The following is a 26309-nucleotide window of genomic DNA, read 5'->3' as shown; positions in this document are numbered from 1 at the left end:
CGCGCTGTGTCGAGATACTTCAACGGACATCCCTTATCCATCCTTTTGGTTATCGGGTCGAACAAGGATGTATCGAACGCTATTTGATCTACTTTTCTTTCTATGTAGCGTTCTTTGAATTATTAAAGAGTGTTCGACTCCCACGGTTTTTCATGACCAATATTCCAACAAAGAGCATAACAGGGGCATCGAGGCACCCCTTGGCTGGAGGTTCGACATTCGTAGCTATTTTTCTTCGCTTTTCAAAATTTGGAACAAGTGTCAGAATGGGTTGAAAGACAAAAGAAAAAAGGGAATGCACTACACTAAAGTAGCCATAGAACAATTAGATTCGATCCAGCGACTTAAAATTATCAATGCTGTTTCAGGAGTGAAACCCGCTAATTTGATCGGAACGGTATCTAGTTCAGGAGTCACTAACCTGGGCGTTTTTAATTCCGTATTTCATTTGGGTAGTAATCCACCCTTACAAGGCTTTATTTTACGTCCAACCGGGGAAGTTCCCCGACATACCTATGAAAATCTGCTTCAAAATGGTCAATATACCATTAACCACATCCACAACGGAATCATCGAACAGGCCCATTATACTTCGGCCAAATTTAAGGCGGAAGTCTCGGAATTTCGGGAATGTGGCCTCACCGAGGAATACATAGATGGTTTTGAGGCGCCCTTTGTAAAGGAAAGCCATTTAAAGATGGGAATGTATTTTAAGGAGGCGATTCCAATTGAGTTGAACGATACTTGGTTGATTATTGGTGAAATCCAACATTTGGTTTTGCCTCCAGAAGTTTTTGGAGAGGAAGACGATGTCGATTTAGCAGCCATCGATACTGTGGGTATTTCTGGACTTAATACCTATTACAGTCTAAAAAAACTACGACGATTTCCATACGCAAGGGTATCGGAAGTACCCAATTTTGAGAAAAATCAAACCGAATAAGGTCCACAGTAGGTTCGAAGTAATGGTTGACCTTGTTGGCTAGCCGTAGATGGGAAGGCCATTTGGTTTCGGATTTAAACCCTTTAACGGTAAATTTTTGCGCTTTACAGTTATGCTGTCATTTGAAAAGTTCTAGTTTACGACATTGAGGAACATTTAAAATTGATCCTTATCGAATCATGAAAAAACAACACCTGCCTCAAAAAATATGTCCGGTATGCGGGAGACCCTTTGCATGGCGTAAAAAATGGGCAAAGGAATGGGATCAAGTAAAATACTGTAGCGAAAAATGTCGAAGAAACAAGAAATCGGTAATAAGATAAATATCATCTTTCCGCATCAACTCTTTAAGGAACATCCGCTTCTTGAGAATGAACACCCGATCTATTTGGTCGAGGAATTTCTATTTTTTAAACAGTACCCCTTTCATAAACAAAAGATAGCATACCATCGAGCGACCATGAAGTTTTTCGAGGGTTTTCTAAAAGACCACGGCAGGGTTGTACATTACGTGGAAACGGGGAAAGCCATCTCGGATGTCCGGAAGTTGATTCCCTTTTTAAAAGAACAGGGTTGTACCGAACTTCACTATGTGGATGTTACCGACTACTGGCTTGAACGCCGGGTCGAAGAAGCCTGTAAAAAGTTGGGAATACAGAGTGAGCGTCATGATTCACCCATGTGGTTGAATACATGGGAAGACCTCAAGGGTTTTTTCAAAACAGACAAAAAGAAATATTTCCAAACTAGTTTTTATAAAGACGAACGGGTAAAAAGAAACATTCTGGTCGATGAAAAGGGTAATCCAGCAGGGGGAAAATGGACTTACGATACCGAAAACCGAAAAAAATATCCTGCAAGGAAAACACCGCCCCCCATTCAATATCCCGACGTAAATACATATTATAAGGAAGCAAGGTCTTATGTCGAAACCAATTGCTCCCAACATTATGGCAACTTGTCGGAGCAACTTTTATATCCGACCGACTATCAAACTACCGAGGAATGGTTTCAACAGTTTTTAGAAAACCGCTTTATGGAATTCGGCGCATATGAAGATGCCATTGTCGCCGAAGAAACCATTTTGAATCACAGCGTACTAACACCCATGCTGAATGTGGGGCTGATTACTCCGGATGAGATTGTATCAAAGAGTCTTTCGTTTGCCGAGGAGAACGAGGTGCCAATTAATTCAATTGAAGGTTTTATCCGTCAGATTATCGGTTGGCGCGAATTTATCCGTGGGGTATATATCTCCCGCGGACGAGACGAACGATTGAAACATTTTTGGGGCTTTACCCGACAAATACCCAAATCTTTCTATGATGGTACAACCGGTATCTATCCAATCGACCAGACCATTAAAAAAGTGCTTAAAACGGGTTATTGCCACCACATTGAACGCTTAATGGTACTGGGAAATTTCATGGTGCTCTGTGAATTTGATCCCGATGCCGTTTACCGATGGTTTATGGAACTTTTTATAGATGCCTACGATTGGGTAATGGTTCCTAATGTTTACGGCATGAGCCAGTATGCCGATGGTGGACTCATGTCTACCAAGCCTTATATCAGCGGAAGTAACTATTTGATGAAGATGAGCGATTACAAAAAGGGTGATTGGCAAGAAGTGTGGGACGGACTTTTTTGGCGCTTTATGCACACCCATCGGGATTTTTTCTCGGGAAACCCTCGTTTAAGCATGTTGGTCGGAAGTCTGGATAGAATGTCAAATGAGAAGAGACAGTCCCACTTGAAAATCGCAGAGGGCTACTTGGAAAGTTTGGATTCCTGATATGTCGAGACTTGTAGAACATTTTGATATGGTGCGACTCCTGTTCGATTTCGGATTGGTAATCCTGATATGGATGGTACAACTGGTCGTATATCCCAGTTTTCGGTATTATAAGAAATCGGACCTGATGCGATGGCACGAGCGCTATACCAAAGCTATTTCCATAATTGTTGTTCCGCTGATGTTCGGGCAGCTTTTTCTGGTAATTTTTCAGATAGTTGAGGTGTTCGACGTTGTTACCGCAACGCTTATGGGTTTGGTTATTGCAGTATGGATTTCCACCTTTGCCCAATTTGTCCCGATGCACCATGCTATTGCAAAAGGAGACTTAAAAGACGGACTACTTCGTAAACTGGTCCGGCAAAATTGGTTGAGAACTTTTTTATGGAGTACCATCTTGATTATAGATGCAACGGCGGTTTTTTATTCGTGACGGCAAACAATCGTCTAGGTGAAAATAGAAAGTAAACAGTAACTTGAAGTACAATTAAAATCATTCTACCCATGCGGCAGCCGCTACTTCTTTTTAACGCCAAAGGTATTTACTGTGCCCAGGCCGACGTATACCTTGACCCTTGGAAACCGGTTGATAAGGCGATTATAACCCATGGCCATGCCGATCACTCCCGCTGGGGACATAAAAGGTATATTACCCATCACACCAACATCCCGATTATTAAACATCGTTTGGGAGATATCAAGGTGACAGGGAAGGAGTGGGGCGAAACTTTTCAGGTCAACGGGGTTACTTTTTCGCTACATCCAGCGGGCCATATCATCGGATCTTCCCAGGTACGGGTCGAGTATCAAGGGGAAGTTTGGGTCTTTACAGGGGATTATAAAACCGAGGATGACGGACTGGCCGTGCCCTACCAGCCCATAAAGTGCCACACGTTCATAACGGAATGTACTTTTGGCCTTCCGGCTTTTAAATGGACACGCCAAGAGGAAGTAATGGGCCATATCAACGATTGGTGGGCCGAGAACAGATCGGAGGGTCGCTGTTCCATCCTATTTGGTTATTCCTTGGGCAAAGCGCAGCGGCTTCTTAAGCACCTAGATCCATCCATCGGGCGAATCCTTACCCATGGCGCCATTGAGAACATGACCAATGTAATACGTTCGATAGCTGATTTTCCCGAGACCACCTTAGTAACGAGGGATACCAAAAAAGAGGATTTCAGGGGAGCGCTGATTTTGGCACCTCCTTCTGCCCACGGGAGTACTTGGATTCGTAAAATGGTTCCCTATGTAACTGCTTCCGCGAGTGGCTGGATGACTTTCCGGGGGGCAAGAAGGCGTCGGGCCATTGATAAAGGATTTGTACTTTCCGACCATTGCGACTGGGATGGCTTGCTGCAAAGTATCCAGGCGACCGGAGCGGAAAAGATTATTTCCACCCATGGATATACCGATATCTTTTCCCGTTATCTCAGGGAGTTGGGGTATGATGCCCGCACCGAGAAGACCCAGTTCGAAGGGGAACTGGCAGAAATGGAAACAGCCAAGGAAAAGGAAGCGAACACATGAAGCATTTTGCCGCGCTTATAAAAACGTTGGATAGCACCAACAAGACCAACACCAAGGTCGCCGCCTTGGCCGATTATTTTGATACGGTCAACGATCAGGACAAGTTATGGACTATCGCCATTCTTTCGCATCGGCGTCCGCCCCGGCCTGTAAATACCACCCTTTTACGGGAGTGGGCCACGGAGCTAGCGGAGATTCCCCTTTGGCTGTTTGAGGAATCGTACCATATCGTCGGGGACTTGGCGGAGACAATTGCCCTTATCATTCCCGATGGAAAGCAATCGACGGAGAAATCGCTCTCCGAATTCCTGGAAGAAATGATTCAGTTGAAAGCGAAGGACGAGGTAGAAAAAAAGGATTATTTGCACAAGAACTGGCGCAGTCTCGATTACTACGAACGTTTTGTGTTTAACAAGCTGATGACAGGCGGATTCCGTATCGGGGTCAGTCAAAAACTGATGACCCGTGCCTTATCAAAGTCCACAGGCATCGATGAGGATATTTTGGCCTATAAGCTCATGGGAGATTGGAGCCCTATGAAGACCACTTTTGAGGAGCTGATATTGCAGGAAAATGCGGCCGATTATATTTCAAAACCCTATCCTTTTTACCTGGCCTATGCTATCGAGGGAACGGTGGAGGACTTGGGTGCCGTGTCGGAATGGTATGCCGAACATAAATGGGACGGGATTCGTTCCCAAGTCATCATACGACAAAACGAGCTGTTTGTGTGGAGCAGGGGGGAGGAGTTGGTGACCGACAAATACCCCGAGTTTGAGAAGTTGGTAGGGGTTGTTCCGAACGGTACCGTATTGGATGGGGAAATACTGCCCTTTCCGGATGGAAAAATCGGCACTTTCAATGACCTACAAACAAGAATCGGGCGAAAAAACGTATCCAAGGCCTTGTTGGCAAAGACTCCGGTAATCTTAAAGGCCTATGATGTTTTGGAATGGGAGGGTAACGATATCCGTTCGAAACCTTTTAAGGAACGAAGGGCCATCCTCGAAAAGCTGTTCAAGAAGACAAACGCACATGCACCTGTGATGCAATTATCGGAAACCCTGGTATTTGACCATTGGGAATCCGTGGCCAAGGAACGCGAACGATCTAGGGAGGTCCGAAGCGAAGGTTTGATGCTCAAACGTAAAGATTCCCCATACCTAGTGGGAAGAAAAAAGGGGGATTGGTGGAAGTGGAAGGTCGATCCGCTAACTATTGATGCCGTACTAACCTATGCCATGCGGGGCCATGGCCGACGCAGCAACCTCTTCACCGATTATACCTTTGCGCTATGGGACGAAAATGAAACGGGCGAGCGGGAATTGGTGACTTTTGCAAAGGCCTATTCCGGGTTAACGGACGCCGAATTCCGGGAAGTCGATAAATTTATCAAAGCGAATACTTTGGAGCGTTTTGGTCCGGTACGGAGTGTTACGCCGGAATTGGTATTCGAAATCGCCTTTGAGGGAATTGCGCTCTCCAAACGCCACAAAAGTGGGGTCGCTACCCGTTTTCCAAGGATTCTACGATGGCGGAAGGATAAAAAAATCGAGGAAGCCAACTCCTTGGATGATCTGAAACAGATGATTCCATAAACGAACCAGGCATCGATATTTGAAATTGGGTAGGGATTTATTGGACATTAAAACCTATTTTTGAAAGGGCTCCTTGTCCTACGCAATTCGTCCCAGCTATTTATCATGCAGTTAGAAGTATTGATCACCCGTTTTCAGCAAAAAGACGCCTCCGCGTTTGAAATGCTCTATGGTATGTATGCTGAAAATATCTGTGGTGTCATCAATACGATTGTTCGTGACGAGGCCTTGGCACAAGAACTATGTCAAGATGTATTCGTAAAGGTTTGGCATAACGCTGCCAGTTATAATAGTGCCAAGGGACGTTTTTTTACATGGATCCTGAACATTGCGAGAAATGCGGCCATCGATGAAATGCGTTCAAAATCCTACAAAAATCAAAAAAAGAACCTTTCCGCCGACTCCTTCGTAGGTATCCTTGAACAGGTAGGTAATGCCGATGAGGCCACGACCGACGTTGCAGGAATACGGGCCTTGATAAACCGATTGAAACAGCGGTGTGTCGAGATTATTGACTTACTCTATTTTAAGGGATACACTCAAAAGGAAGTCGCGGAAGAATTGGAAATCCCTTTGGGGACGGTAAAAACTAGGAACAGGAGTTGTATTTCCCAGCTGAGGGAAAGTTTGAAAAAGTAATATGGATATAAAGGAATACATAGCGTCAGGTATCTTGGAGCTTTATGTGGCCGGTCAACTTTCAGAGGAGGAAAACCTGAAAGTTGCCGAATATGCCAAAACGTATCCCGAAATCCAAACTGAAATCGAGGAAATTGAGGCGTCTATACTGGCTTTGTCAAAGGCGGTGTCTCCAAAGGTGCCTCTGAGCTTTGATGTTTTTAAACAGAAAATTGAAATCGATGAGAGCTCCGAGGTGGTTCCGTTGAAAAAGAAGCGGGTCAATGCATTTTGGTATGTTGGTTGGGCGGCCTCCTTGCTACTTACTGTTGGGTTGGCTTACCTTTATATGCAAAATGAAGCGCTTACATCGGAAATTAAATTGTTCAAAGAGCAGAGTCTCTATTTGGAAAAACAAATTGAGGAGGCCCGGAATTCCCTTGCGCGATCAAAAGCTCTTTTGGAAAACCTACGTGATCGCAACGTAGAAGTAGTGCCTTTGGGAGGGCAGGAAGTAGCACCTAGCTCCTATGCCAAAATATATTGGAACAAGGAACAGCAAAAATTGTTGGTAGATGCGCAAGGTCTGCCAGATCCTCCGGAGGGAATGGTGTATCAAGTGTGGTCGCTCACCTTAAACCCGCTTACACCGACCAGTGTGGGATTGCTGGAAGATTTCACTGCCGATGAAAATCGCATATTTGAATTGGCAAATAATAATTCATCCGAGGCCTTTGGAATTACCTTGGAACCGGCCGGTGGCAGTGCATCTCCCAATCTTGAACAACTATATACCCTTGGAACCGTTTCAGGTTAGAAATCTATCCCTAAGCACGACAAATATTTGATGTAACCTGATCAGGGTAGGATTTTATTCATTGGTTAGAGTACGAATCGCTTCTTGGCACAGGTGGTTTTTTCGATAAGATTCCAGATGCCTTTATGCTTTTCCCAGGGTATGGTTTGAAAGTAGAGGCTGTTTGCGGTCTATACCTCATAAATACCTTTTGTGATCTTTCAAAAAGTATAGCGCAGATTCGTTTTTACGAAAAATGGTGTCCCCGGGGTAAAATGGATCTCATTTATGGGAGTTGGCTCGTTTTGAAGCCTCGAGGTGGTCGCAAATTGTGTCTCGTTCCATTCGGTATCAAAAAGATTCTCGATGGAGACGCCGATTGAAAAGTTTTTGCTCCACTGGTAGTTTAGATTCGCGTCGAACACGAGATAGCCTTCCGCTATAATGGAATTATCCTCATTGGCAGGGCGATCATCAAGATACCGATAGCGCAATCCGCCCGAAAATTTCCCCAAGTTGGTCAGGTTGAATCCACCTACAAACGTAAAATCGGGAGCAAGGGGAATAAAGTCGTTTCCTTGGGGCTCTTCGATAGCCCTTGCTTTGGTATAGGTGAGATCGGTGTTCATGAAAAGCCAGTCGGTAAGTTGATAACGTAGACCAAAGTCGAGTCCGTAACGTCGGGATTTTCCACTGGGTTCCACGATGCCTGCATCCCCGACGTACACAAACTCTTGTTCGGAAAGCAAGTACCAAATGGCGGTGTTTATCAGTAATTTGGAATGTGGTCGAAATAGGGTTCCGACATCAACGCCATAGGCTCTTGGAAGAATGGTTTCCCCACTTCTGGCTACGGATACCCGCGAATCGTTCGAATGGAAACCCATACCCGATTTAAGAAAGAATTGAACATCCTTATCGGCATGATATATGATATTCAATTTGGGTGAGAAAAGGATTTTGTCCACAGTCTGGTTGTCATAAGTGGTACTGAGCGTATTAACATAACCAAAAGAAAAATGGTCGACTCGGAACCCGGGTGCTAAAAGGAGGTTTCCGAGGGGAAACTCCAAATTCAAATAGCCAAACAGGTTTGTTTCACTTACATCGCCCAATTGTATGTTTTCGAGCGTTGTCCGGCGATTTATAGTACGGGAAAGCTCGTTGTTGTCGATGGCGTCGGTCCTGAAGCCTACTCCTGATTGCAATCCGATATCTTTTTGTTCCCTACTGATTTTTTTGTCGATACCAACGTTCATTCCGAATAGATTGCGGGTTTCACGTTGTTTGATTTGGTCACCATTCTCCGCATCTTCCAGAAAAAATGTAAAGTTCGAAAACAATTCGAAATTGTATTGGCTAAAATAGGTATTGGCCTTCAAAAGCGTTTGTTCTCCCAACAATTTATGGTAGCTTAGGTTGAGGTTGCTTCTCGATGTCTGGCCACCTTCCGTATCATCGATAGCCCCAAAACGGGATATGGTTCCGTTGTCCACGGCACGTTGGGGTATTTGTCCCGAGGCATCCCAAGTACTTGTAAAATGGGAAAGCGTTGCCGATAGGCTACTATCGTCCACTAAACGGGCGGTATATTTTCCAAAGAGGTTCCATCTGGAGAAATTCTGTGGACTCACGTACGGCCCATCGAACCGAACCAGTTCGGTGGCCATATACGCCTTGTTGCTTTTGGTGTTTACAAAATTAAAAAGGCCTAAGGTGCGATTAAAACCAAAGTCCCCATATTCTAATTGTAAGGTGTTTTGGCCCAGAACGTCCTTGGTCTTAAAACCAACGTAGCCAGCAGTAGCAAAATTCCCCTTGTCCGGGTTATAGGGGCCTTTTCCAAAATCGATGTTCTTTATGGTCTCAGGGATTACAAAGTGCAGGTCGGCATACCCTTGGCCATGGGCATGGGATACCAGGTTTACGGGAAGCCCATCAACCGAAATGGCGATGTCGGTTCCGTGGTCGATATCGAATCCACGCAAGAACAGTTGTTCCGCTTTGCCACCGCCGGCATGCTGACCAATAATGAGACCAGGGACCTTCTGTAATATTTCTTGAGAGGAACGTACGGGTTGTGTTTGTAAATCGATTTCGGTCATTACTTTTAAGGCATCGATAGTGGGTCGTATGACTACTTCGTTAAGCTCAAAAGCAGCTTCGTCAAAAACCCACGTAACTCTCTTGGTAGTTTGCTGTTCGGTAATTTGAACTACTATTTTTTTAAAACCAAGTGCTCCCATCCTTAAGGTGTCCCCAGGGATGGTCTGTGAAATTTTGAAGAATCCGTTTTCATCACTGTGGGCATGGGCCTGTGAGCGATGATTGAAAATGTAGGCCCCTTCCACGGGAATTCCCATGGAATCTACCAATTGTCCGTTCATGTCTTGGGCAGTAATTCTTACCAACGAGAAGAGCAGGCAAAGCGATACGAAAAAGCGCATACTAGATGATATCAATGATTAGCATTATTTTTAAGTGAAGAGTAGACGGAATTGCTTAAAGCGAAGCGATCTTATCGCTCGTGCTCGGCCCCAACTCATAACTGGTTTCCATGAGCATCTCTTTCAGCGATTCAGCTTTAATAGTATTGCCCGTAGCCTTGTATATTTCGGCCGAACGTAGCAAGACGGTAGGTTCGAAGGTTTTTCCTTCGACATGTTCCTTCATCAGCGCAACGGCTCGTTCTGGCTCCCCTTTTTTGAAGTAAGCATATGCCAACAGACTGTAACTTTCAGGGGTAGGCCTATTGTCAACTTCTTGTTGCGCAAGGTGAAGGGCCTTTTTGTACTGCTTCGATTCGTTCAGATGAAAGTCGATAGTGTATACGTTGTACATTTGCCCATAAAAGGGATGGGCAACTTCTTTTGTGTACTGTTCCAGCTCCAATCGATACAAAGCGGTATCCCCCATGTAATCGGCAATTTCCGCTTTGAGTAGATGGTAATCAGGACTTTTATTACTCTCTGTGACCGAATTTAGGATGCGAAGTGCTTCAACCGGATTTTTTTCATGCGAGTATACGATCCATGCGATTCCCTTTTTTGCATAGGCATTTCCAGGGTCGAGCTGCAGTGATTTAAGATAGTATTCGTACGATGCCCGAATGTTGCCGGCATGTCCGTAGTAGTCGGCAATATTGGTATAGGACCAAAGCATTAAGTCCTTGTTTTTTGAAAGTTCCGCCTTAGTGGTAGCATCTTCCATTAACCGAATGGTATGGGATAAGTCTCCTTTGTGGTCTTTCCATTTTGCCAGACGGATCAAAAAATCAAAACCCTTGAAATCTCCAATACTATCCAAATAGGCGCGAGCGGTTTCATAATTTCCAAGCTCCATATGGATATCGAATAACAACGCTTTGGTTTGGTCCAAACCATTTCCGACTGCATATGCCTTTTTGCCTACTTCCAAGGCCTCTTTGAAGCGATGTTGCGAAATGTAGTTCCTTGCCAAGGCCCTGTAATAACCTGCCCGTCCAATCGCGGCGATATCGGTTGCTTTTTTCAAGGCCTGTTCCGCTTTTTTTAAAAAACGGATATCCCCTGTCTTCTGAAAATAGCGGCCGTATTCACCGGCTACGATTCCAAAGCTTACTAATTGGATGCTGTCCGACTTAATTTTTGAATTCCACAATTCGAAGTATTTCGAGGTAGTATCGACTGCAGAGGCAACGAGATAGCGGTCGTAATCCTCTGAATTTGTGATGCCATCTTGCTTGGGATGGCTGCATGACATAAAACCGGCGATTAGGAAAAAAAGGCTGATATATTTCATTTTATACAATTTTCGGGTTCCAATGTTTCTGAAGGGAGGCGTAACCGCCTCCCTCGAAACACTCTTTTTCATAGTGATTGATTTATTCGGGAGCACCTAAATAGGGGAAGGTATCGGTCGGCGTTGCCGTAAGGCTCACCCCGTCGGAAGTTAATCTCGGCAAGTCGGGGGTTCCGTCCATATCGGTGTCTTGTCCGCTAAAACGATCTCCGGTCTCGCCTCCGAACAATAAAATCAAGGAGACATCGATGATATCGTCCTGTAGTGTTCTTCCGGTCAGCGCTACTTCATCCCCATCGGGTACCAGGATACTGCCGTCCATATCCGCATCCGTACCGGGATCAAAATACGTAGTGGGCAAATCCGGGGCAATTTCCAGTACATCTGCCGCCAAATAGCCGGTAAGCGTCGCTGCATCGAGCCCAAGAATATTATTCTCGTAATTCACATCCATTGGGTCCAGTCCCAATAATTCCGCATATACATCGTGATAGGCTTCCAGTCTCGCTTCAAAACTAGCTTGAAACATGGCGGCCATTTCAGAAGGGATGGCGTTATTATGGGCATCTTTGGTGGCATCGTCCGCGCTCAGCACCGTATTGATACCGGGGCGACCCATAAAATCAACCTGGGTGTAGGTGCCTGAAAAATCGGGCTCCATTCCCATGCCATTCTCACATGGGGTGCAGCTGCCGCCACAATCTACACCGGTTTCATTACCATTCATGATACCATCGCTACAGGTTGCCATTACTACGGGCATCGGTTCGTCGTCGTTACTGCAGGCCGCAAAGGTTGTAATTGCTCCCACTGTTAAACAGAAATATAGAATACGTCGTTTCATTTGAACTATTTTAAAAAGATTCGTTATTGTTTTTTGTTGGTAGTAACCCATGCTTTGTAAACGGTAAGACCTAGGGCGTTTGTTCCCGAAGTACTCCCCAAAAGGCTATTCGGTACTTCTACTACAATGGACATAGTGTTCGCTCCGTTGAAAGTATCTTCTGCTTCATCGGCAGTTTTAAATCCGCCGGGTGCCATTCCCCCAATGACGGCGTTAAACTGGAAAAAGTCAAAATAGAAAGCATCTTGACGAGGCCCTGCAAATAGCTGTATGCCGTCGGAAGTTGTCTCGGTAATGGCGGTAGCTTGAGAAATCTCTACAGATCCCAAGGGAGCATCGACCAATATGGTACCGCTCAATCCGGTTTGTGACGGAGGTTGCAAACCAAAAAAGTACATCCTTCCGTTTCTTGGGATGGCCTGGATGACCAAATCTTCTACAAGATCGTTATTGGTGTCGATGTTGATTTCGGTCAAAATACTTTCATCAAAGGTGCCGTAAGCCAAATCTGGCAACACGTTTGATTGTAAATCGACAACGAATACGGTATGGTCCGAACCTTCGCTTGGTTCAAAACCATAGAAATCTGCGATGTCGGCGGTAGTGCCCGAAGACGAAGGCGCATCGATATGGTCGGCGGCTACTAAAATGCCTCCGATCAAAGCCAGTACGCCAAGGCCTGAAAACAGTTTTGTTTTTTTCATCTTTTAGTTTTTTAGGATTAATAATTTGCCCTTACGTACGAAGATGAAATTCTAGGGTTTGCCTTTGGGTGTTAAAAATATGTTAAAAACTATGATGCTGGCATGATTTTTCCCTGCCTCGGGCGCTGTAAACAATCGTGGGCTTCCTCAGATTAGGAGCTACCTGACAGCGGGATACTCTTCGAATCTTCCCATCGGTACCAAGAAAGCCGAACTTCTCAAGTATCGCTTTTCATTTTGATCTAAAGATGAACTTGGTGTAGATCATCACTGAGAAAGAAAGTGGGGAGGCACTTGGTTTTTGGATTTTGTGACAGTGCACCAGGGACGAAGCTTGCTCAAGGTAATCCGGCTATCGCTATCAACCCCCTGGCAGTGGTTTATGTACTCCGATATTTATCTTACGTACGCCGTTTTCATTGGCTCGATCGGTTGGTGAAGTTTTAAGCGATTTCGTAGTCCTTTTAAAAACTAAGAGCATCCAATTTTCAAGGGTCGGCACGATAACGTTAACCTTTTACCCAAAATCGATAGCCGTTTTTTCCTGATTGCCGTTACTTTGATCGACCATGGAAATCCATTAGTGCCCCGATATATTTGATCGCAGAAAATTGGTATATCGCAACTTTTTTTCACGGGTCTAGATGGGTAGTCGATTAAAGTAGTATCCTAACAGGGTATTGGAACTTTTATAAATAATCGATAGTTAAAAATTGACAACCGTTTGAAACTATGGAACATATTCAAATTGACGGAAACGATTTTGTAGCCGACCTGGGCGCTATTGCTAGGAAGTATTCCGGTGAGCATACAGAGGATACCGGTTTGTGTACTTTTCATCTGAACGGTTCTATGGGAAAAGGGTATATCAAAGCATATAAAGTATCGGACGAACTTCAAGCTTTTGTCTTCAATCTGAAGCTGAACGAGGATTTAGTTTTGGAAGTCGGTAATACGAATGGCACTGTAATCGACTTCATTTTTTGTCTTGAAGGCTTTATAACCCAAGGTTTTTCAAGAAACAATTCGTTTGAGGAAATCGGATTTCGACAAAACTCGATTGTCAGAAGATTGAAAAACAAGAAGAATATGCTCCATTTTCCTTCCTCCAGTGAGATAAAAATGAGCTATTTGCTTTTCAACGCTTCGCTGGAAAGACACCCAGAGGAAGATATTCGTTTCCTCCTGAGCGCAAGGATTGGGAATCTCAATAATGCCCTGGAGCTTAAAGAGGGTCATCGATACCTGGGAAGAATTTGTTTTAGGACGGCGGAGTATGTGAAGGTGTTGGTCAATAAAACCGTGAACAGTGTTGAGGATGTTTTTTTTATTGAAGCAGCTATTTTAAACACGCTGGCTTCCCAAATAAAGAGGTATCAGGCAGATACCAAGGGGAAACATGTGAATTCTCCGATACGACCTAGTGAAATCGATAAAATACATGCGCTTCATGCCTTTATTATGGATAATATTACCGAAAATTTACAGGTCGAACGCCTGTCCTCCATCTCGGGCCTGAGTCCGGCAAAATTGCAGTTGGGATTTAAGTATCTGTATAACAATAATGTTGCTAGCTATATTACTCAAAAGCGTGTTGACCTCGCTGCGAAACTAATGGAAGACGGTGAGATGAATATTTCGGAGGTGGTCTATGCCATCGGGTTCACGAGCCGTAGCTACTTTTCAAAAATTTTCAAACGTCGCTTTGGCGTCAGGCCCTCCGATTATGTGAGAAGTGGGGTCAAACCTATTGTGGCTTAATCCAATCGATTGTAATGTATTCCATCATCTACGAGTCCGAGGCACACGCCGATTTTAGTCCAACAGCCATCTTCAAAATGCTATTGGGCGCGAAAAATTACAACAGGGAACACGGGATAACCGGTTGTATCATTTTTTACAAAGGTGTCTTTTTACAATTACTGGAAGGAGCCGAAGAAGAGGTGGAAAAACTATTCGGGCGGATCAAAGAGGATAATCGACATCATGATGTAAAAGTCATCCTCGAAAACGACGGTAATGGACGATTATGGGAAGATTGGTCGATGGCCTTTTACGACCTTTCAGGAAGCGATAAGGATATTACCCAAAAAAGACAGTTGCTTGAAATCTACTTCAATTCGGCGAATACCGACAAAGGTTCAAACGAAGTGTTTCGGGTTTTCAAGGATACGGCGTTTGACCTTCTTCAGGAATAAATGCCGGGATTTATTCAAATCCTGTTTAGGGGAAGCACCGTATCGGCAATGCGCCAAAAAGTCTTTCGATACCGTTAGCCCTCTGATTTATTCGTTTCTTCCGCCAGATTATTGGAATGTACGTTTTCGGTCTTGAAGGTAGGATGTATGATGAGCCGTACCTTGTTTTCGTAATTAAAATAGTTCATTACCCAGTTAAGGAAGGTAAGTAAACGATTGCGCAGACCGTTGAGGTAGAACAAATGAACTACCGCCCAGAGTAACCAGGCAATAAAACCTGAGAATTTAAGCTTCATGGGCAGGTCTGCCACCGCTTTGTTACGACCAATGGTCGCCAAACTCCCTTTATCGAAATAACGAAAGGGCGACTCATCTTCCAATGAATAAGTATGCCCTTTGGCATTGTTTTTTTTGGTGATTCGGGATAGTAGTTTGGCGGTATACTTACCTTGTTGTATCGCGGTCTGTGCAACACCCGGGAGGCCGTCTTCATAGCGCTCGTCTTCAAAAAAGGCGACGTCCCCAATGGCGAAGATAGTATTGTAGCCCTTGATTCTGCAGTAGGGGTCTGTTATGTACCGACCTTGTTTTACAGTTTCGTCTTTCAGTCCGTTGATGATGGCTCCCGAAACGCCCGCTCCCCAAATTAGCATTCCGCACTTTTCCTTTTCGCCATTTTCATAGGTGATCGTTGTACCATCAAAATCGGAAACCAGTCTGTCAAAAATTATTCGTACACCCATTTTTTTCAAGGTCCCTAATGCTTTTTTACTTGACTTGGATGAAAATGCACCGAGAACCTTGTCGGCTCCTTCCACAATTTTGATTTGCATCTGGCCTAAATCAAGATCCTTGTAGTCGAGAGGAAGCACGTATTTACGCAATTCCGAAAGTGCACCGGCGACTTCCACCCCAGTGGGCCCGCCGCCTACGATTACAAAGTTCATTAGGCGCTTGCGTTCTTCTTCGGACTTGGTCAAGGTCGCTTCTTCCAAATTCTGATAAATTTTGCTTCGAAGTGCCGTTGCGTCGGGCAAGCTTTTCAGGGGGTATGCATTTTTCATTAGGCTTTTGTTTCCAAAGTAATTGGGAACAGAGCCTGAGGCCAGCACCAGAAAGTCATACTCGAGCGTACCTATGAAGGTCTCGACAATTTTCTCTTCCGGCTGTATTCCGATTACCTTAACGGAACGAAAGAAAACATCATTCCGTTTTCCATAGATGCGTCTATGCGGGTCAGCAATGGAAGGAGCTTCCAACGCACTAGTGGCGACCTGGTAGAGCAGCGGTATAAAAGTATGATAATTATGTTTGTCGAAAAGAACTATCTGAAACTGATTTTTGGGTATTGTTTTCAAGAAGTTCAACCCCCCAAAACCACCACCCACCACTATGATTCTGGCTTTTTCACTTTTTGGGATTTGCAGTCCGTATTCCGGGTAATCCTTGGAGGGAGTCATATTGAATTGGTTTTATGGCTGTAAAGATAGTCTACCGATGGGGTTCCCACGGATGTTATTCCGATGCATTTTAGTGCATTTGTAGGAAATGGGCCATGTAAGTGGAATTATTGATAGCATCTCCGGGTTTTGGATATCGATATAGATCGATTCGATCAATTGCAAGGGTCTCTTCGCAAAAAATGGTCGAAGCCCTAATCAAAACCATCACTATTTAAATCGAAAAAGCACGGTAAATGGGTTTCATAAGGATAAATTTGTAAAAAAAAAGACTATGGACAAATTCATTGATGCAAATTTTGAAAATTATATCGGTATGACCGACGGTTATTCCGAGATGGCATACCAGATGGTATCCCACACCCTTACGTTGGGTTATGCCGTGATGCTCGCGGGCTTGTTGTACTTTGTACTTACCTTGAAAACAGTATCTCCCAAATATCGTATGTCGAATATTCTTTCCGGGGTAGTCATGGTATCGGCGTTCCTACTGCTGTTCGCCCAAGCGGGTAATTGGACTACGTCTTTTACTTTTAATCAAGAGGCCGGACGTTATTTTTTGGACACACGAGGGGATTTGTTCAACAATGGATATCGTTATCTAAATTGGCTTATCGATGTGCCTATGTTGTTATTTCAGATTCTGTTCGTCGTATCGCTTACCAAATCGAACTTCACATCTGTCAGAAATCAATTTTGGTTTTCTGGCGCTATGATGATCATCACCGGGTATATCGGACAATTTTACGAGGTTTCCGATCTTACCCAATTTTTCGTCTGGGGTGCGATATCAACAGTTTTCTTCTTCCATATCCTATGGTTGATGAACAAGGTAATCAAAGAAGGTAAAGAAGGCATACCACCTAAAGCCCAGAAAGTGTTGGGATCGATTTGGGTATTGTTTTTGATCTCCTGGTTTTTATATCCCGGAGCGTATCTGATGCCGCATCTATTTGGAATCGAGGGAGCCCTATTCAACGAGTCGGGGGTAGTAGGAAGACAAATCACCTATACCATTGCCGATATCGCCTCGAAGGTCATTTACGGCGTGCTGTTGGGCAACGTCGCTATGATCATGAGCAAAGAGGAGGGATATGACTACAAGCAGTTGGGATAATCAAGCGATATCGGCAGGCTATCGAAAGCCCTGATACCATCATCTTAAAGGGTGCCTTTTTTGTTGGTACAAGTTTGTCCTCGACTGTTTCGGGGTGTCGGACACGCTAACGGCTGGGGGTTAGGTTTGCGGCCTAGGCTATTCGCAAATTCGGTCAGCGGTCATTCAATACCTTGGTGGTAAGGAAGAGGTAGGGTGCGTCATATTCCACGCATACTATTTCGCGGTTTCGAACGTTATAAATACCCAATCCCAAATCAAAAACATGAAAAAAATCCTACCAATAATTCTGTGTGTCTTTTTGCTGTTCGCTTGTGACAAGATAGATGATCTTACCAAGTTCGATATGGACTATGATAGTAGCGTGGTCATTGAGTCGGCTGCAAACATCAACCTGCCTTTCGATGTTGTTACCCCGGATGTTGAAACGAACTCCGAATCTGAATTTGCCGTTAATGATACCCGCAAAGATTTAATAGAAGAGATAAAACTGAAGAGTTTAAGACTCAATATCACATCCCCCGATAATCAGGATTTTAGCTTCCTGAAATCGGTAGAGATATTTATTTCCGCAGAAGGGTTGGAGGAAGTCCCAATCGCCGCTATCACCGAGGTACCCGAAGATATCGGTTCCCTATTGGAGTTGGATACGTCGGATAGGGACATAAAGGAATATATTAAAAAGGATAAATTCAATTTACGTTTGAATACGGTCACCGATGAGGTACTTACATCGGACTGTTATATCGATGTAAAGTCAGTGTTTTTTGTGGATGCTAAAATCTTGGGTATCTAATGTACCTCTGAATTAGAATTCGGTACTACTTGCCTTAAATAAAAGGTCTTCGATTTGTTTCGAAGACCTTTTTTATTATCGGCATTTTGCGCGACCCAAGGAAGGTATTAAGAATCCTTGTAAAATGGCATAAGTTGTGAAACACGGTCAATATTGCTAACTTCCCTTTCAAGAATGTCATTTGTCTAGCTTTTTTTAATATAAATTGCACAAATTTTAAGAATGCTAAGTATCAATGAATCTTCGGCTTTGGAACATCTGATGGGGGAACTTAAGGAACCTTCGATCGCTTCCGATATTTTGTGGAGAAGGATACGAAATATCATAAAGGTTTCCGCTCAAGAAACTTCTGTAACTTCCGAGTCATAGCTATTCGGTTTTTTTCCGAAGGTGGGAAATTCCCATTTTGTACAACTAACAAAACCCTTGAAATTTCAAGGGTTTTATATTGTCATACGTTACCAACTGGAACCGTCTATTTCTTGTTCTGCTGTTCTTTAATGGTTCTCTCATCGATATCGAAATCATTGGTATCCAAATCCGTTTTTCCCGTAGGATTGGTCGGATTGGTCTGTTCTACTTTTCTTTTAAATTTCTTGTTGTCTTCAAAAATTCCCATAGTTTTCAATTTTAATTAATAATCAGATTTACTTTTTATTTTGTTCCTCGGTACTGTAATCCGTGTACTATTCCGTTTTTTGCACTTTGATTGGCAATGACCAAGTCATATTCCAAGTTAAGTCCGTCCTTCACATGTATAATCCCATTTTCCTGAACAAGGGTAAGTATACTTTTTCCAACAGTAGGCAGCTGTATTAATTCATTCTCTTTGGCCAGGAGACTCTTTATATCCGCTATGTCAAGCTGGCCGTTTACGATATAATTCAACACCCATTTCTTCCGTAAGAAGTTGGTAGTTTCCATGTCGCGTTGGGAAATACTGACCGAGTCATTGTAAATTAGCGGACCATCGATCGGAGCAAATAAGGTCACTTTCTTCTGTGCAGTGATACTGTCCAGCATAGCAGTACTTCCCAGCGCTTTCTTGAAAGAATGAAATTCAGGATTCCTTTCAACGATATCAGTGATGGTATGTAAATTACCCAAAGCCATATTCACCGGTATGCTGGTTTTGTTATCTGCCTCATTATTGACTTCCTTTTCGAATGCCGATTTGTACTCTTTTTTTCCCGTCTCATAACAACTTGCAAATAGTATTGACGTAAATATCCATACGTAGGCTACAAAGCGTTTAAGAGAGTTTATTGGTAGTGATATGCTCATTGAGTTTCTATTGGGGGAGCAAAATTTTTTCTATACCGTGTACCACGCCGTTGGAGGCTTCCTGATCGCCCAGTATAATTCTAGTTTCCATACTAAGCTCATCGGTGATAACCAGTGTATCGTTTTTCAACTGTAAGGCGATGTATCCTCCATTAAAAGTTTTTAAACGAAGAGTCCCTTCCTTAAGGACGACGGTAGAACGCAAAGTGGCTAAATCATATTCGTCCTCCACCATATGGTACTTCAATATGTGGGTCATATTTTCGTTTCCATCGGGAGATTTTAATTGTGCCTGCTTGTCGTCCGACAGTAAATTGAAGGCCTCGTTCACAGGTGCGAATATGGTTACATCGTCAATACTGTCTATGATTGAAATCATTTCGGCAGATACCAGCGCTTTATCGAAAGAATCGAACTCTGTATTACCCCGTATGATATCAAGGACCGAACGGATATCGTTTAGGGTCATATCGGGGGGCGTATCGACCAATTCTTCGTTTAAAATGGGGGTCTGGTCGGAAATACTTTCCGGTCGTTGTTTCTGTTGGGATTCGCCACAGCCCAAAAGAAAAATAAGTATCAATAATACATTTATTCGTTTCATTTTTGCTTTTCGCGAAAGATAACAAGCCAGCAGGCAATTCAATGATGCATTCGCGAAAAGTCTTGATGGTAATGCCCTGCATATTCTAGATTGGGTTGATTTCGGCTACAAAAGACTCCCATTATTAATTCAATTGCGCTCAAATAAGGGGCATATCAGCTAAACGAAAGAATCACCATCAACTATCTTTGGAAACAGAGGAAAAAAATTTTATTTATAACACCAAAAGAAAATACACAATGAAACTGAAAAATAAAAAAGTCGCCATCATGGCTACCGATGGTTTTGAAAAATCGGAATTATTTGAACCACTAAAAGCCCTGAAACAAGAGGGTGCTACCGTACATATACTATCGGTGAAAGAAGGATTCATTAAAAGTTGGCATGGAGATAATTGGGGGGAAAGTACCCAAGTGGATAAATTAGTGGCAGATGCCGATTCATCGGAATACCATGGATTGGTTTTGCCGGGAGGAGTAGCAAACCCGGATTTGCTACGAACACATGATGACGCTTTGAATTTTATACGGGCTTTCTTCAAAAGTGGAAAACCGGTCGCGGCAATCTGTCATGCACCTTGGTTGTTGATTAGCGCGAACGTCATCGAAAATCGCAAGGTAACATCTTACCATAGCATAAAAGATGATGTGATGAATGCAGGGGCCCATTGGGTCGACGAAGAAGTAGTGGTCGACCAAGGATTGGTTACTAGCAGAAATCCAAAAGATTTGCCTGCCTTTATCAATAAGGTTATCGAGGAAATTCTAGAAGGAAAACACGAGGACCAAGTGGTCGATGCGTAAAAAAGGCAATGCCTACTATGAAAAGAAAATAAACGGAAAGAGCGGACGTACGATTCGCTCTTTTTATTTGAAGTCAACATTTAAGCACAGCAAAGAGATGCCACTATTAGGAGAACTGGTAAAAGGGGTCATACACGCCACCGATTGGGTACTTCCGGAGAGGAATCCCATCGCCGAACAGGAACAAGTATTAAAAGAGCTGCTTGAGAAGGGTCGTGCTACCGAATTCGGAAAGCGTTATAAGTTCGACAAGATTCTGAATTCAGGCAATGTCAAGCGGACTTTTGTCAACACCGTTCCTTTTTTCGACTATCATAAAATCGATAAGGAATGGTGGCATCGGCAGCATGCTACCTCGGCTACCGATGTTACTTGGCCGGGTGATCCCAACTACTATGCCTTGAGTTCCGGAACCACTGGAAAGACCAGTAAACGAATTCCCGTAACCGATGCGATGATAAAGGCTATCCAAAAGGCGGGTATTAAGCAGGTTTTGGCCCTTAGAAATTTTGATCTTCCACCGGATTTTTTCGAAAAAGGGATTTTGATGTTAGGAAGCTCTACCGATTTGGTTGAACAGAAAAATCATTTGGAGGGAGAGATCAGTGGAATCAGCGCAAGTAATATTCCGTCTTGGTTTAGGGGGTACTACAAACCCGGGGAACAGATTGCCCAAATCGATGACTGGGACGAGCGCGTCGCTAAGATAGTCAAAGAGGCCCCCAATTGGGATATCGGTGCCCTCAGCGGTATTCCTTCTTGGATGGAATTAATGCTCAAAGAAGTTATTGATGCGCACAACCTGGAAAATATTCACGAAATCTGGCCAAATCTACAAGTGTATACTTCGGGAGGCGTTGCTTTTGGTCCGTATGAGAAAAGTTTTAATGCGCTAATGGGGAAACCGATTACGATTATCGACACTTATTTGGCCTCCGAAGGTTTCATCGCTTTTCAGAGCAGGCCCGAAACCGATGCCATGCAATTGATAACCGATAACGGCATTTACTTTGAATTCGTTCCTTTTGACGAAGATGCGATAAAGGAGGACGGTTCGCTCTCGGAAAATGCGACGGCACTCTCTCTTGAAGAAGTAAAAAAGGACCGGGATTACGTGTTGGTCATGAGCACCGTAGCAGGCGCGTGGCGATACATGATAGGGGATACCATCGAATTCACAGATGTCGAAAGGGCGGAAATTAGAATAACGGGACGAACCAAATTCTTCTTGAATACGGTAGGATCACAACTCTCCGTAAATAAGTTGAACAACGCCGTTCACCATTTGGAACAGAAATTCGATGTTCAAATACCGGAGTATACCCTTTGTGCCAAAAAATATGAAGACGGATTTTATCATAGCTGGTATTTGGGAACCGAAGCGGATGTTCCTCTAGAAAAACTTTCCTCCTCCCTTGATGATTTTTTGAAGGAGGCGAACAAAAATTATAAGGTGGCGCGTGGCAAAGCCCTACAGGGTGTAAAGGTACATACCATACATCCGGAGGTATTTCACGAATGGAGTGCGGAGCATAAGAAAAAGGGTGGACAAGTGAAAATGGAACGCGTAATGGGCGAGAATAAATTTGCCGAGTGGGAGGATTTCCTCGGGAAATTTTGAGAATCCAAACCGTTATTCGGTTTCTTTGGTTTCTTCCAGTTGTTTCACCAATACCATGATTTCATCGGGCGAGAGATAAAGTTCCTTGATCCGATTTCGATATTTCTTCGAGATACCGGCCTTGTTTAAAATAAAGTTTTTGGCCTTTAAAATATAGGGGGCAAGGCCGGCTGCAACCGCATAGCCATCCGCGGCACGTTCGGCTTCCTTGATAAATTGTTTGGAAAAATAGTAGTTGATCCCAAATCCGATAAGATTCAGATTGCTTCGGTTGCGGTAATCCATAATGTGCCCTAGTTCATGTCCCAACCACCCGATAAGGATATCGGAATCCAAGTTTTTGGTTCTGAACAACGAATCACCCAATTGAAAGCTTTCGCTTATTAATATCACATACCCTCTTTTTCTTCTCGATTTGAAAAGTGCTCCAAACTTAGGCTGGGCCTTCATAATGGATTTATGTAGCTTTTTTTTGAACTTAAAGGTGATGTCGGTCTGTTCCAATAGGGGATAATGGGATAGGGCCAATAATGCCTCTTTGCGGATGCTCTTGGGGATATTTTGTTGTGCGTGAATCGTGGTCATGGCAAGTATTAGAACAAATAGGGTGCGCATTATTCATGGATTATAAAAGCGGGCTAAAGAATTTTGCGAAACCTTCCTTAAATTTTTGTAGCCTTGATCTTTTTTTAAACTCCTCATATTCGAGACGGGAGGCTTCTTCGCATTCCTTGTCAAATACTTTTATAATGTCTTCCGTGATGGTTTGATCATAGACCAAAGCATTGGTCTCAAAGTTGTACTCAAAGCTGCGATGGTCGAAGTTGCCCGTACCTATTGAGGAGAGCTTATCGTCTAGGATGATGAGTTTGCTGTGGGAAAAGTCATTTCTTAGAAATATTTCTACGCCAACCTCCAAAAGAACTTCGAAATTGGCATGCATACTGTATTTGGCCAAGAAGGAGTCGGATTTTTTGGGAACAAGCAATTTTACCTGAACCCCGCTCAAGGCGGCCATTTTTATTACGGTCAACAAGGTAGGGCCGGGAATAAAATAAGGGTTGGCGATGCGCAGACATTTCTCCGCGCTTTGACACATTCCTACGTACTGATGTAAAATGGATGGTTGATCGGAATCCGGACCACTTGCATTCAATTGAACGACAGCATCCCCGATCTCATCCAATTCGGGGAGGTATTTGGGTTGCAGCAAAGGTGGTTCTTGACTGGCAAAATGGTAATCTTTAATAAAAATGCGATGAAGGCTGGCTACGGCCGGCCCCTCCACCTTTAAGTGAATGTCTTCCCAAACTCCCAACTCCGACTCGGCCTCGATATATTTGTCGGAAACATTCATTCCTCCCACGAAACCGACCTTGCCATCGATGACCACTATTTTTCGATGATTGCGATAGTTCAATGTGTACATAAAACTACCTATACGAAGCGGCATCATGGGGTAGGTATCGACCCCGATACGCCTAAACCGCTTTTTAAGTTTTCCCTTAAACGACATACTGCCCAAGGAATCGTATATCAATCGTATTTCGACCCCTTCCTTTATTTTTTCTTCAAAAAGACGATGAAACTCATCTTGCAGTTCGCCTTTTTCGAAGATGTAGTATTGGACATGAATAAACTCTTTGGCTTCCTTGATGGCGTCAAAAATACATTCGAAGGTTTTTCTTCCGGCATGTAGTACTCGTACCTTATTCCCGGGAAAAGGGGCGTTATGCGAACTATTGCTCAGCATCTTGGCCAACCTGTCTATTTTAGAGGTCGCGAGGCGTTCATCAAATTCGGTGATCATGGAAGCGCCATAGGTTTTATCGTATAGCTTTCTTTTAAGGCCGCTGCGAAGCTTGTAGAACTTGAATTTCCTTCGGTTAACTCCAAAAAGATAGTAAAGAAGGGGTCCCACTAGAGGGAGAAATAAAATAGTGAGTACCCAACTTACCGAACGGCTGGGACGGGAACCATGAAAGATGATGCTGACAATGGCCCAGACCGTGGCAGCCCCGTATAAAATGATGATAGTAGTAAGCATTCGAATTTTTGCTGTTCCAAGATAGGGTTTTGTTCATCGTATTGCAATGATTTGATGTGATAGTGCTACCTTGTACACCAAACGCGTCAATCTTTTGATTCGATTTAAAATAATTTTATAAAAAGCAAGATTATGAGCGTATTATCAAAAGACAAAAACCAGGTCAAGCTGTACTATCATTCCGGAAATTCCTTGGGGAAACAGACCCTTGGGTATGCAAAAGCTACCGAAAAGGCATTTATGGGTATCGATTTGGCGAAAGAAAGCATAACCGGGACCCAGTGGGCAGAGCTTGCATCAGGTTTGGACATTAGGATATCGGATCTGATAGATACCAAACATCCTGATTTTAAGAAAGAGTATGGCAACGATGAAGTGGTGATGGATGAACACGACTGGTTAAAAGTACTGGAAAAGTACCCGGAAGCGATGGCGTTTCCCATTGCTGTGGTCGGTACCCATTTCCACGCCGTTCACAATCCTTCAGATTTTACACGTCTTTTGGAACCGGACAGTGCAGGTTTGGAAAAGCCTTATAATAAACAAAAGAAATAGGATAAAGCGATACCTGTTCGTATCCCTATATGCTTCAGCGGTGTTTTTCTACCGGGTAACCCCTTCTAAAATGAACGGTTGCACGTTTTCAACTTCTTTTCCATGTAATACGGAAATGTCACCCGTGGATTCGAAAATAACCGCCTTAACCTCACTCAATCGCAAGACGTTGGCCTCTCGAAGTTTACTGCGCAAATCTGCCTCGGTGACTTTTGACTTTTTTAAATTCTCATAAAGAATGGTCTCTCCGTCCATCAACATGAGTGGAACGTTGTCCGTAATCGAATTAAACCATTTATAGCGTCTTAAATGTGCAGCAATCATTTGAAGTAAGTAAATAATAAAAAGCCCTACAATTCCGTGGACCAAGGTAACCGATTTGGATACCACCGTTGTAGCAATGACGGAGCCCAAAGCTACGGTCATGGCAAAATCAAAACTCGACATTTTGGAAAAACTACGCTTGCCTGCGACCCGGGTGAAGATTACGGTGGCAACATAAATGCCCACCGCACAAAAGAGGATTCCCCAAACCATGCTTACATCACTACCCAGGTATTCTTTCATTAACTTTTGCTTAAAGGGGTCAACCTATGATTTTGAAAATGACGAAGATGATAAACGCCAAGGCGATAAAAAAGAATAAGCCTCCTACGGCAGTAGCGGCCTTTATGCGGGCTGTACGGGTTTTCTTAGTTTTAAAAATTTTATAAAAACGACCCATCTTGCTAAAAAAAAGGGCGGACTACCCCGCCCTTCGGAACAATTTGATATTAGTTATCGTCCACGGCGTCTTCGGCTTCTTCCTTCATTTCCTCCATTCCATCCTCGACCTCGTCCCCGGCCTCTTCCAACTCATCGCCGACCTCCTCTACGCCGTCCTCTACTTTTTCGCTGGTTGATTTCTCCCGGCAGCTCGATAAAGACAGGATAAATAATGACACGACAAGTGTTACAAATAGTGTGATAGACTTTTTCATCAGTGTTGATTTTAGGGTTATACCGTTTTCTTTCCTCTTATCAAAGAGATAATGAACAGTACTATAAAGATAAAGAATAAAACTTTGGCAATTCCCGCCGCTCCCGCAGCAATGCCTCCGAATCCGAAAATACCGGCAACGATTGCCAAAATGATAAAAATGATTGTCCAACGTAGCATATTGTTTGTTTTTAAGGGTTAGTACTTCTTTGAATCAAATATTCCTATTTTTCGGTG

Annotated in this window: 29 protein-coding genes; 16 read left to right on the top strand and 13 right to left on the bottom strand. The window is 43.6% G+C overall.

The features are described 5' to 3' along the window. Positions 1-295 precede the first annotated feature (295 nt). From FK220_RS17000 to FK220_RS16965, 8 genes are all read left to right on the top strand, one after another. On the top strand, positions 296-943 hold the full coding sequence (locus FK220_RS17000) for a flavin reductase family protein (RefSeq protein WP_152575536.1): 648 nt from the start codon (positions 296-298) through the stop codon (positions 941-943). 179 nt (positions 944-1122) lie between these two features. Then, entirely contained in the window at positions 1123-1266 is a 144-nt protein-coding gene (locus tag FK220_RS16995; RefSeq protein WP_152575535.1) for a DUF2256 domain-containing protein, read from the top strand. Then, positions 1233-2738 (top strand): cryptochrome/photolyase family protein, encoded by a 1506-nt coding sequence (locus FK220_RS16990; RefSeq protein WP_152575534.1) that lies wholly within the window; start codon positions 1233-1235, stop codon positions 2736-2738. The genes FK220_RS16995 and FK220_RS16990 overlap by 34 nt, the downstream gene beginning before the upstream one ends. Position 2739: 1 nt before the next feature. Continuing rightward, positions 2740-3171 carry a hypothetical protein gene (locus FK220_RS16985; protein ID WP_238719076.1) on the top strand — a complete coding sequence of 144 codons (432 nt, stop codon included), beginning with the start codon at positions 2740-2742 and terminating at the stop codon, positions 3169-3171. Positions 3172-3242: 71 nt separating this feature from the next. Beyond that, positions 3243-4268, top strand: a complete 1026-nt coding sequence (locus FK220_RS16980; RefSeq protein WP_152575533.1) for a ligase-associated DNA damage response exonuclease — start codon at positions 3243-3245, stop codon at positions 4266-4268. Then, complete coding sequence (locus tag FK220_RS16975) at positions 4265-5866, top strand: ATP-dependent DNA ligase (protein WP_152575532.1); 1602 nt, start codon at positions 4265-4267, stop codon at positions 5864-5866. The genes FK220_RS16980 and FK220_RS16975 overlap by 4 nt, the downstream gene beginning before the upstream one ends. Before the next feature lie 105 nt (positions 5867-5971). Then, the gene (locus tag FK220_RS16970) at positions 5972-6505 is read left to right on the top strand and encodes an RNA polymerase sigma factor (protein ID WP_152575531.1); all 534 of its coding nucleotides are present in this window, start codon (positions 5972-5974) and stop codon (positions 6503-6505) included. A gap of 1 nt (position 6506) precedes the next feature. Further along, a complete protein-coding gene (locus FK220_RS16965; RefSeq protein WP_152575530.1) occupies positions 6507-7301 on the top strand; it encodes an anti-sigma factor in 795 nt (264 codons plus the stop codon). Positions 7302-7501: 200 nt separating this feature from the next. Here FK220_RS16965 and FK220_RS16960 read toward each other — a convergent pair whose 3' ends face one another. The 4 genes from FK220_RS16960 to FK220_RS16945 are packed head-to-tail and all read right to left on the bottom strand — an operon-like array spanning position 7502 to position 12608. Then, positions 7502-9727, bottom strand: a complete 2226-nt coding sequence (locus tag FK220_RS16960) for a TonB-dependent receptor (RefSeq protein ID WP_152575529.1) — start codon at positions 9725-9727, stop codon at positions 7502-7504. A gap of 55 nt (positions 9728-9782) precedes the next feature. Beyond that, the gene (locus tag FK220_RS16955; protein ID WP_238719075.1) at positions 9783-11132 is read right to left on the bottom strand and encodes a tetratricopeptide repeat protein; all 1350 of its coding nucleotides are present in this window, start codon (positions 11130-11132) and stop codon (positions 9783-9785) included. Between the two features lie 10 nt (positions 11133-11142). Further along, complete coding sequence (locus tag FK220_RS16950; protein ID WP_394352433.1) at positions 11143-11904, bottom strand: DUF4331 family protein; 762 nt, start codon at positions 11902-11904, stop codon at positions 11143-11145. 23 nt (positions 11905-11927) lie between these two features. After that, positions 11928-12608 (bottom strand): DUF4331 family protein, encoded by a 681-nt coding sequence (locus tag FK220_RS16945; protein ID WP_152575528.1) that lies wholly within the window; start codon positions 12606-12608, stop codon positions 11928-11930. A gap of 732 nt (positions 12609-13340) precedes the next feature. Here FK220_RS16945 and FK220_RS16940 point away from each other — a divergent pair. Further along, positions 13341-14369, top strand: coding sequence for a helix-turn-helix domain-containing protein (locus FK220_RS16940; RefSeq protein WP_152575527.1), 1029 nt, complete (start codon positions 13341-13343; stop codon positions 14367-14369). A 14-nt stretch (positions 14370-14383) separates the two neighbouring features. Beyond that, positions 14384-14806, top strand: coding sequence for a BLUF domain-containing protein (locus tag FK220_RS16935; protein ID WP_152575526.1), 423 nt, complete (start codon positions 14384-14386; stop codon positions 14804-14806). A gap of 74 nt (positions 14807-14880) precedes the next feature. Here FK220_RS16935 and FK220_RS16930 read toward each other — a convergent pair whose 3' ends face one another. Beyond that, positions 14881-16266 carry an NAD(P)/FAD-dependent oxidoreductase gene (locus FK220_RS16930; protein WP_152575525.1) on the bottom strand — a complete coding sequence of 462 codons (1386 nt, stop codon included), beginning with the start codon at positions 16264-16266 and terminating at the stop codon, positions 14881-14883. A gap of 274 nt (positions 16267-16540) precedes the next feature. Between FK220_RS16930 and FK220_RS16925 the strand changes: the two genes are divergently transcribed. The 3 genes from FK220_RS16925 (at position 16541) to FK220_RS16915 (ending at position 18548) form a co-directional block, all read left to right on the top strand. Next, positions 16541-17383 carry a bacteriorhodopsin gene (locus FK220_RS16925; protein ID WP_152575524.1) on the top strand — a complete coding sequence of 281 codons (843 nt, stop codon included), beginning with the start codon at positions 16541-16543 and terminating at the stop codon, positions 17381-17383. A gap of 265 nt (positions 17384-17648) precedes the next feature. Next, complete coding sequence (locus tag FK220_RS16920; RefSeq protein ID WP_152575523.1) at positions 17649-18179, top strand: hypothetical protein; 531 nt, start codon at positions 17649-17651, stop codon at positions 18177-18179. Positions 18180-18401: 222 nt separating this feature from the next. Continuing rightward, positions 18402-18548, top strand: coding sequence for a hypothetical protein (locus FK220_RS16915; RefSeq protein ID WP_166204975.1), 147 nt, complete (start codon positions 18402-18404; stop codon positions 18546-18548). 106 nt (positions 18549-18654) lie between these two features. Here FK220_RS16915 and FK220_RS16910 read toward each other — a convergent pair whose 3' ends face one another. From FK220_RS16910 to FK220_RS16900, 3 genes are read right to left on the bottom strand one after another with little or no spacing between them, the layout of a single operon-like run. Continuing rightward, positions 18655-18798, bottom strand: coding sequence for a hypothetical protein (locus tag FK220_RS16910; protein WP_166204973.1), 144 nt, complete (start codon positions 18796-18798; stop codon positions 18655-18657). Between the two features lie 35 nt (positions 18799-18833). Next, positions 18834-19463, bottom strand: coding sequence for a fasciclin domain-containing protein (locus FK220_RS16905; protein ID WP_152575522.1), 630 nt, complete (start codon positions 19461-19463; stop codon positions 18834-18836). Positions 19464-19470: 7 nt separating this feature from the next. Further along, complete coding sequence (locus tag FK220_RS16900; protein WP_152575521.1) at positions 19471-20067, bottom strand: fasciclin domain-containing protein; 597 nt, start codon at positions 20065-20067, stop codon at positions 19471-19473. Between the two features lie 239 nt (positions 20068-20306). Between FK220_RS16900 and FK220_RS16895 the strand changes: the two genes are divergently transcribed. Together FK220_RS16895 and FK220_RS16890 are read left to right on the top strand one after the other, a co-directional pair. After that, positions 20307-20870, top strand: a complete 564-nt coding sequence (locus FK220_RS16895) for a type 1 glutamine amidotransferase domain-containing protein (protein ID WP_152575520.1) — start codon at positions 20307-20309, stop codon at positions 20868-20870. A gap of 97 nt (positions 20871-20967) precedes the next feature. Then, positions 20968-22491 carry a GH3 family domain-containing protein gene (locus tag FK220_RS16890; protein ID WP_152575566.1) on the top strand — a complete coding sequence of 508 codons (1524 nt, stop codon included), beginning with the start codon at positions 20968-20970 and terminating at the stop codon, positions 22489-22491. A 12-nt stretch (positions 22492-22503) separates the two neighbouring features. Here FK220_RS16890 and FK220_RS16885 read toward each other — a convergent pair whose 3' ends face one another. After that, the gene (locus FK220_RS16885) at positions 22504-23106 is read right to left on the bottom strand and encodes a hypothetical protein (RefSeq protein ID WP_152575519.1); all 603 of its coding nucleotides are present in this window, start codon (positions 23104-23106) and stop codon (positions 22504-22506) included. A 10-nt stretch (positions 23107-23116) separates the two neighbouring features. Further along, positions 23117-24538 carry a cardiolipin synthase gene (gene cls / locus FK220_RS16880; RefSeq protein ID WP_152575518.1) on the bottom strand — a complete coding sequence of 474 codons (1422 nt, stop codon included), beginning with the start codon at positions 24536-24538 and terminating at the stop codon, positions 23117-23119. A 132-nt stretch (positions 24539-24670) separates the two neighbouring features. Here cls and FK220_RS16875 point away from each other — a divergent pair, with 132 nt between their 5' ends. Beyond that, positions 24671-25093 (top strand): arsenate reductase family protein, encoded by a 423-nt coding sequence (locus FK220_RS16875; protein WP_152575517.1) that lies wholly within the window; start codon positions 24671-24673, stop codon positions 25091-25093. 48 nt (positions 25094-25141) lie between these two features. Here FK220_RS16875 and FK220_RS16870 read toward each other — a convergent pair whose 3' ends face one another. From FK220_RS16870 to FK220_RS16860, 3 genes are all read right to left on the bottom strand, one after another. After that, complete coding sequence (locus tag FK220_RS16870) at positions 25142-25660, bottom strand: DUF421 domain-containing protein (RefSeq protein ID WP_152575516.1); 519 nt, start codon at positions 25658-25660, stop codon at positions 25142-25144. A gap of 206 nt (positions 25661-25866) precedes the next feature. Further along, the gene (locus tag FK220_RS16865; protein ID WP_152575515.1) at positions 25867-26073 is read right to left on the bottom strand and encodes a hypothetical protein; all 207 of its coding nucleotides are present in this window, start codon (positions 26071-26073) and stop codon (positions 25867-25869) included. 17 nt (positions 26074-26090) lie between these two features. Continuing rightward, positions 26091-26252 (bottom strand): DUF1328 family protein, encoded by a 162-nt coding sequence (locus FK220_RS16860; RefSeq protein WP_152575514.1) that lies wholly within the window; start codon positions 26250-26252, stop codon positions 26091-26093. Positions 26253-26309 lie beyond the last annotated feature (57 nt).

Origin of the sequence: Pelagihabitans pacificus, from assembly GCF_009371985.2 — a bacterium.
Lineage (GTDB): Bacteria > Bacteroidota > Bacteroidia > Flavobacteriales > Flavobacteriaceae > Pelagihabitans > Pelagihabitans pacificus.
The sequence above is the reverse complement of the archived record's forward strand: the minus strand, read 5'-3'. Positions and strand labels throughout refer to the sequence as shown.

Coding starts and splice junctions, on each gene's coding strand:
- FK220_RS17000 (WP_152575536.1), top strand. CDS start 296: ATGCACTACACTAAAGTAGCCATAGAACAATTAGATTCGATCCAGCGA.
- FK220_RS16995 (WP_152575535.1), top strand. CDS start 1,123: ATGAAAAAACAACACCTGCCTCAAAAAATATGTCCGGTATGCGGGAGA.
- FK220_RS16990 (WP_152575534.1), top strand. CDS start 1,233: ATGTCGAAGAAACAAGAAATCGGTAATAAGATAAATATCATCTTTCCG.
- FK220_RS16985 (WP_238719076.1), top strand. CDS start 2,740: ATGTCGAGACTTGTAGAACATTTTGATATGGTGCGACTCCTGTTCGAT.
- FK220_RS16980 (WP_152575533.1), top strand. CDS start 3,243: ATGCGGCAGCCGCTACTTCTTTTTAACGCCAAAGGTATTTACTGTGCC.
- FK220_RS16975 (WP_152575532.1), top strand. CDS start 4,265: ATGAAGCATTTTGCCGCGCTTATAAAAACGTTGGATAGCACCAACAAG.
- FK220_RS16970 (WP_152575531.1), top strand. CDS start 5,972: ATGCAGTTAGAAGTATTGATCACCCGTTTTCAGCAAAAAGACGCCTCC.
- FK220_RS16965 (WP_152575530.1), top strand. CDS start 6,507: ATGGATATAAAGGAATACATAGCGTCAGGTATCTTGGAGCTTTATGTG.
- FK220_RS16960 (WP_152575529.1), bottom strand. CDS start 9,727: ATGCGCTTTTTCGTATCGCTTTGCCTGCTCTTCTCGTTGGTAAGAATT.
- FK220_RS16955 (WP_238719075.1), bottom strand. CDS start 11,132: ATGAAAAAGAGTGTTTCGAGGGAGGCGGTTACGCCTCCCTTCAGAAAC.
- FK220_RS16950 (WP_394352433.1), bottom strand. CDS start 11,904: ATGAAACGACGTATTCTATATTTCTGTTTAACAGTGGGAGCAATTACA.
- FK220_RS16945 (WP_152575528.1), bottom strand. CDS start 12,608: ATGAAAAAAACAAAACTGTTTTCAGGCCTTGGCGTACTGGCTTTGATC.
- FK220_RS16940 (WP_152575527.1), top strand. CDS start 13,341: ATGGAACATATTCAAATTGACGGAAACGATTTTGTAGCCGACCTGGGC.
- FK220_RS16935 (WP_152575526.1), top strand. CDS start 14,384: ATGTATTCCATCATCTACGAGTCCGAGGCACACGCCGATTTTAGTCCA.
- FK220_RS16930 (WP_152575525.1), bottom strand. CDS start 16,266: ATGACTCCCTCCAAGGATTACCCGGAATACGGACTGCAAATCCCAAAA.
- FK220_RS16925 (WP_152575524.1), top strand. CDS start 16,541: ATGGACAAATTCATTGATGCAAATTTTGAAAATTATATCGGTATGACC.
- FK220_RS16920 (WP_152575523.1), top strand. CDS start 17,649: ATGAAAAAAATCCTACCAATAATTCTGTGTGTCTTTTTGCTGTTCGCT.
- FK220_RS16915 (WP_166204975.1), top strand. CDS start 18,402: ATGCTAAGTATCAATGAATCTTCGGCTTTGGAACATCTGATGGGGGAA.
- FK220_RS16910 (WP_166204973.1), bottom strand. CDS start 18,798: ATGGGAATTTTTGAAGACAACAAGAAATTTAAAAGAAAAGTAGAACAG.
- FK220_RS16905 (WP_152575522.1), bottom strand. CDS start 19,463: ATGAGCATATCACTACCAATAAACTCTCTTAAACGCTTTGTAGCCTAC.
- FK220_RS16900 (WP_152575521.1), bottom strand. CDS start 20,067: ATGAAACGAATAAATGTATTATTGATACTTATTTTTCTTTTGGGCTGT.
- FK220_RS16895 (WP_152575520.1), top strand. CDS start 20,307: ATGAAACTGAAAAATAAAAAAGTCGCCATCATGGCTACCGATGGTTTT.
- FK220_RS16890 (WP_152575566.1), top strand. CDS start 20,968: ATGCCACTATTAGGAGAACTGGTAAAAGGGGTCATACACGCCACCGAT.
- FK220_RS16885 (WP_152575519.1), bottom strand. CDS start 23,106: ATGCGCACCCTATTTGTTCTAATACTTGCCATGACCACGATTCACGCA.
- cls (WP_152575518.1), bottom strand. CDS start 24,538: ATGCTTACTACTATCATCATTTTATACGGGGCTGCCACGGTCTGGGCC.
- FK220_RS16875 (WP_152575517.1), top strand. CDS start 24,671: ATGAGCGTATTATCAAAAGACAAAAACCAGGTCAAGCTGTACTATCAT.
- FK220_RS16870 (WP_152575516.1), bottom strand. CDS start 25,660: ATGAAAGAATACCTGGGTAGTGATGTAAGCATGGTTTGGGGAATCCTC.
- FK220_RS16865 (WP_152575515.1), bottom strand. CDS start 26,073: ATGAAAAAGTCTATCACACTATTTGTAACACTTGTCGTGTCATTATTT.
- FK220_RS16860 (WP_152575514.1), bottom strand. CDS start 26,252: ATGCTACGTTGGACAATCATTTTTATCATTTTGGCAATCGTTGCCGGT.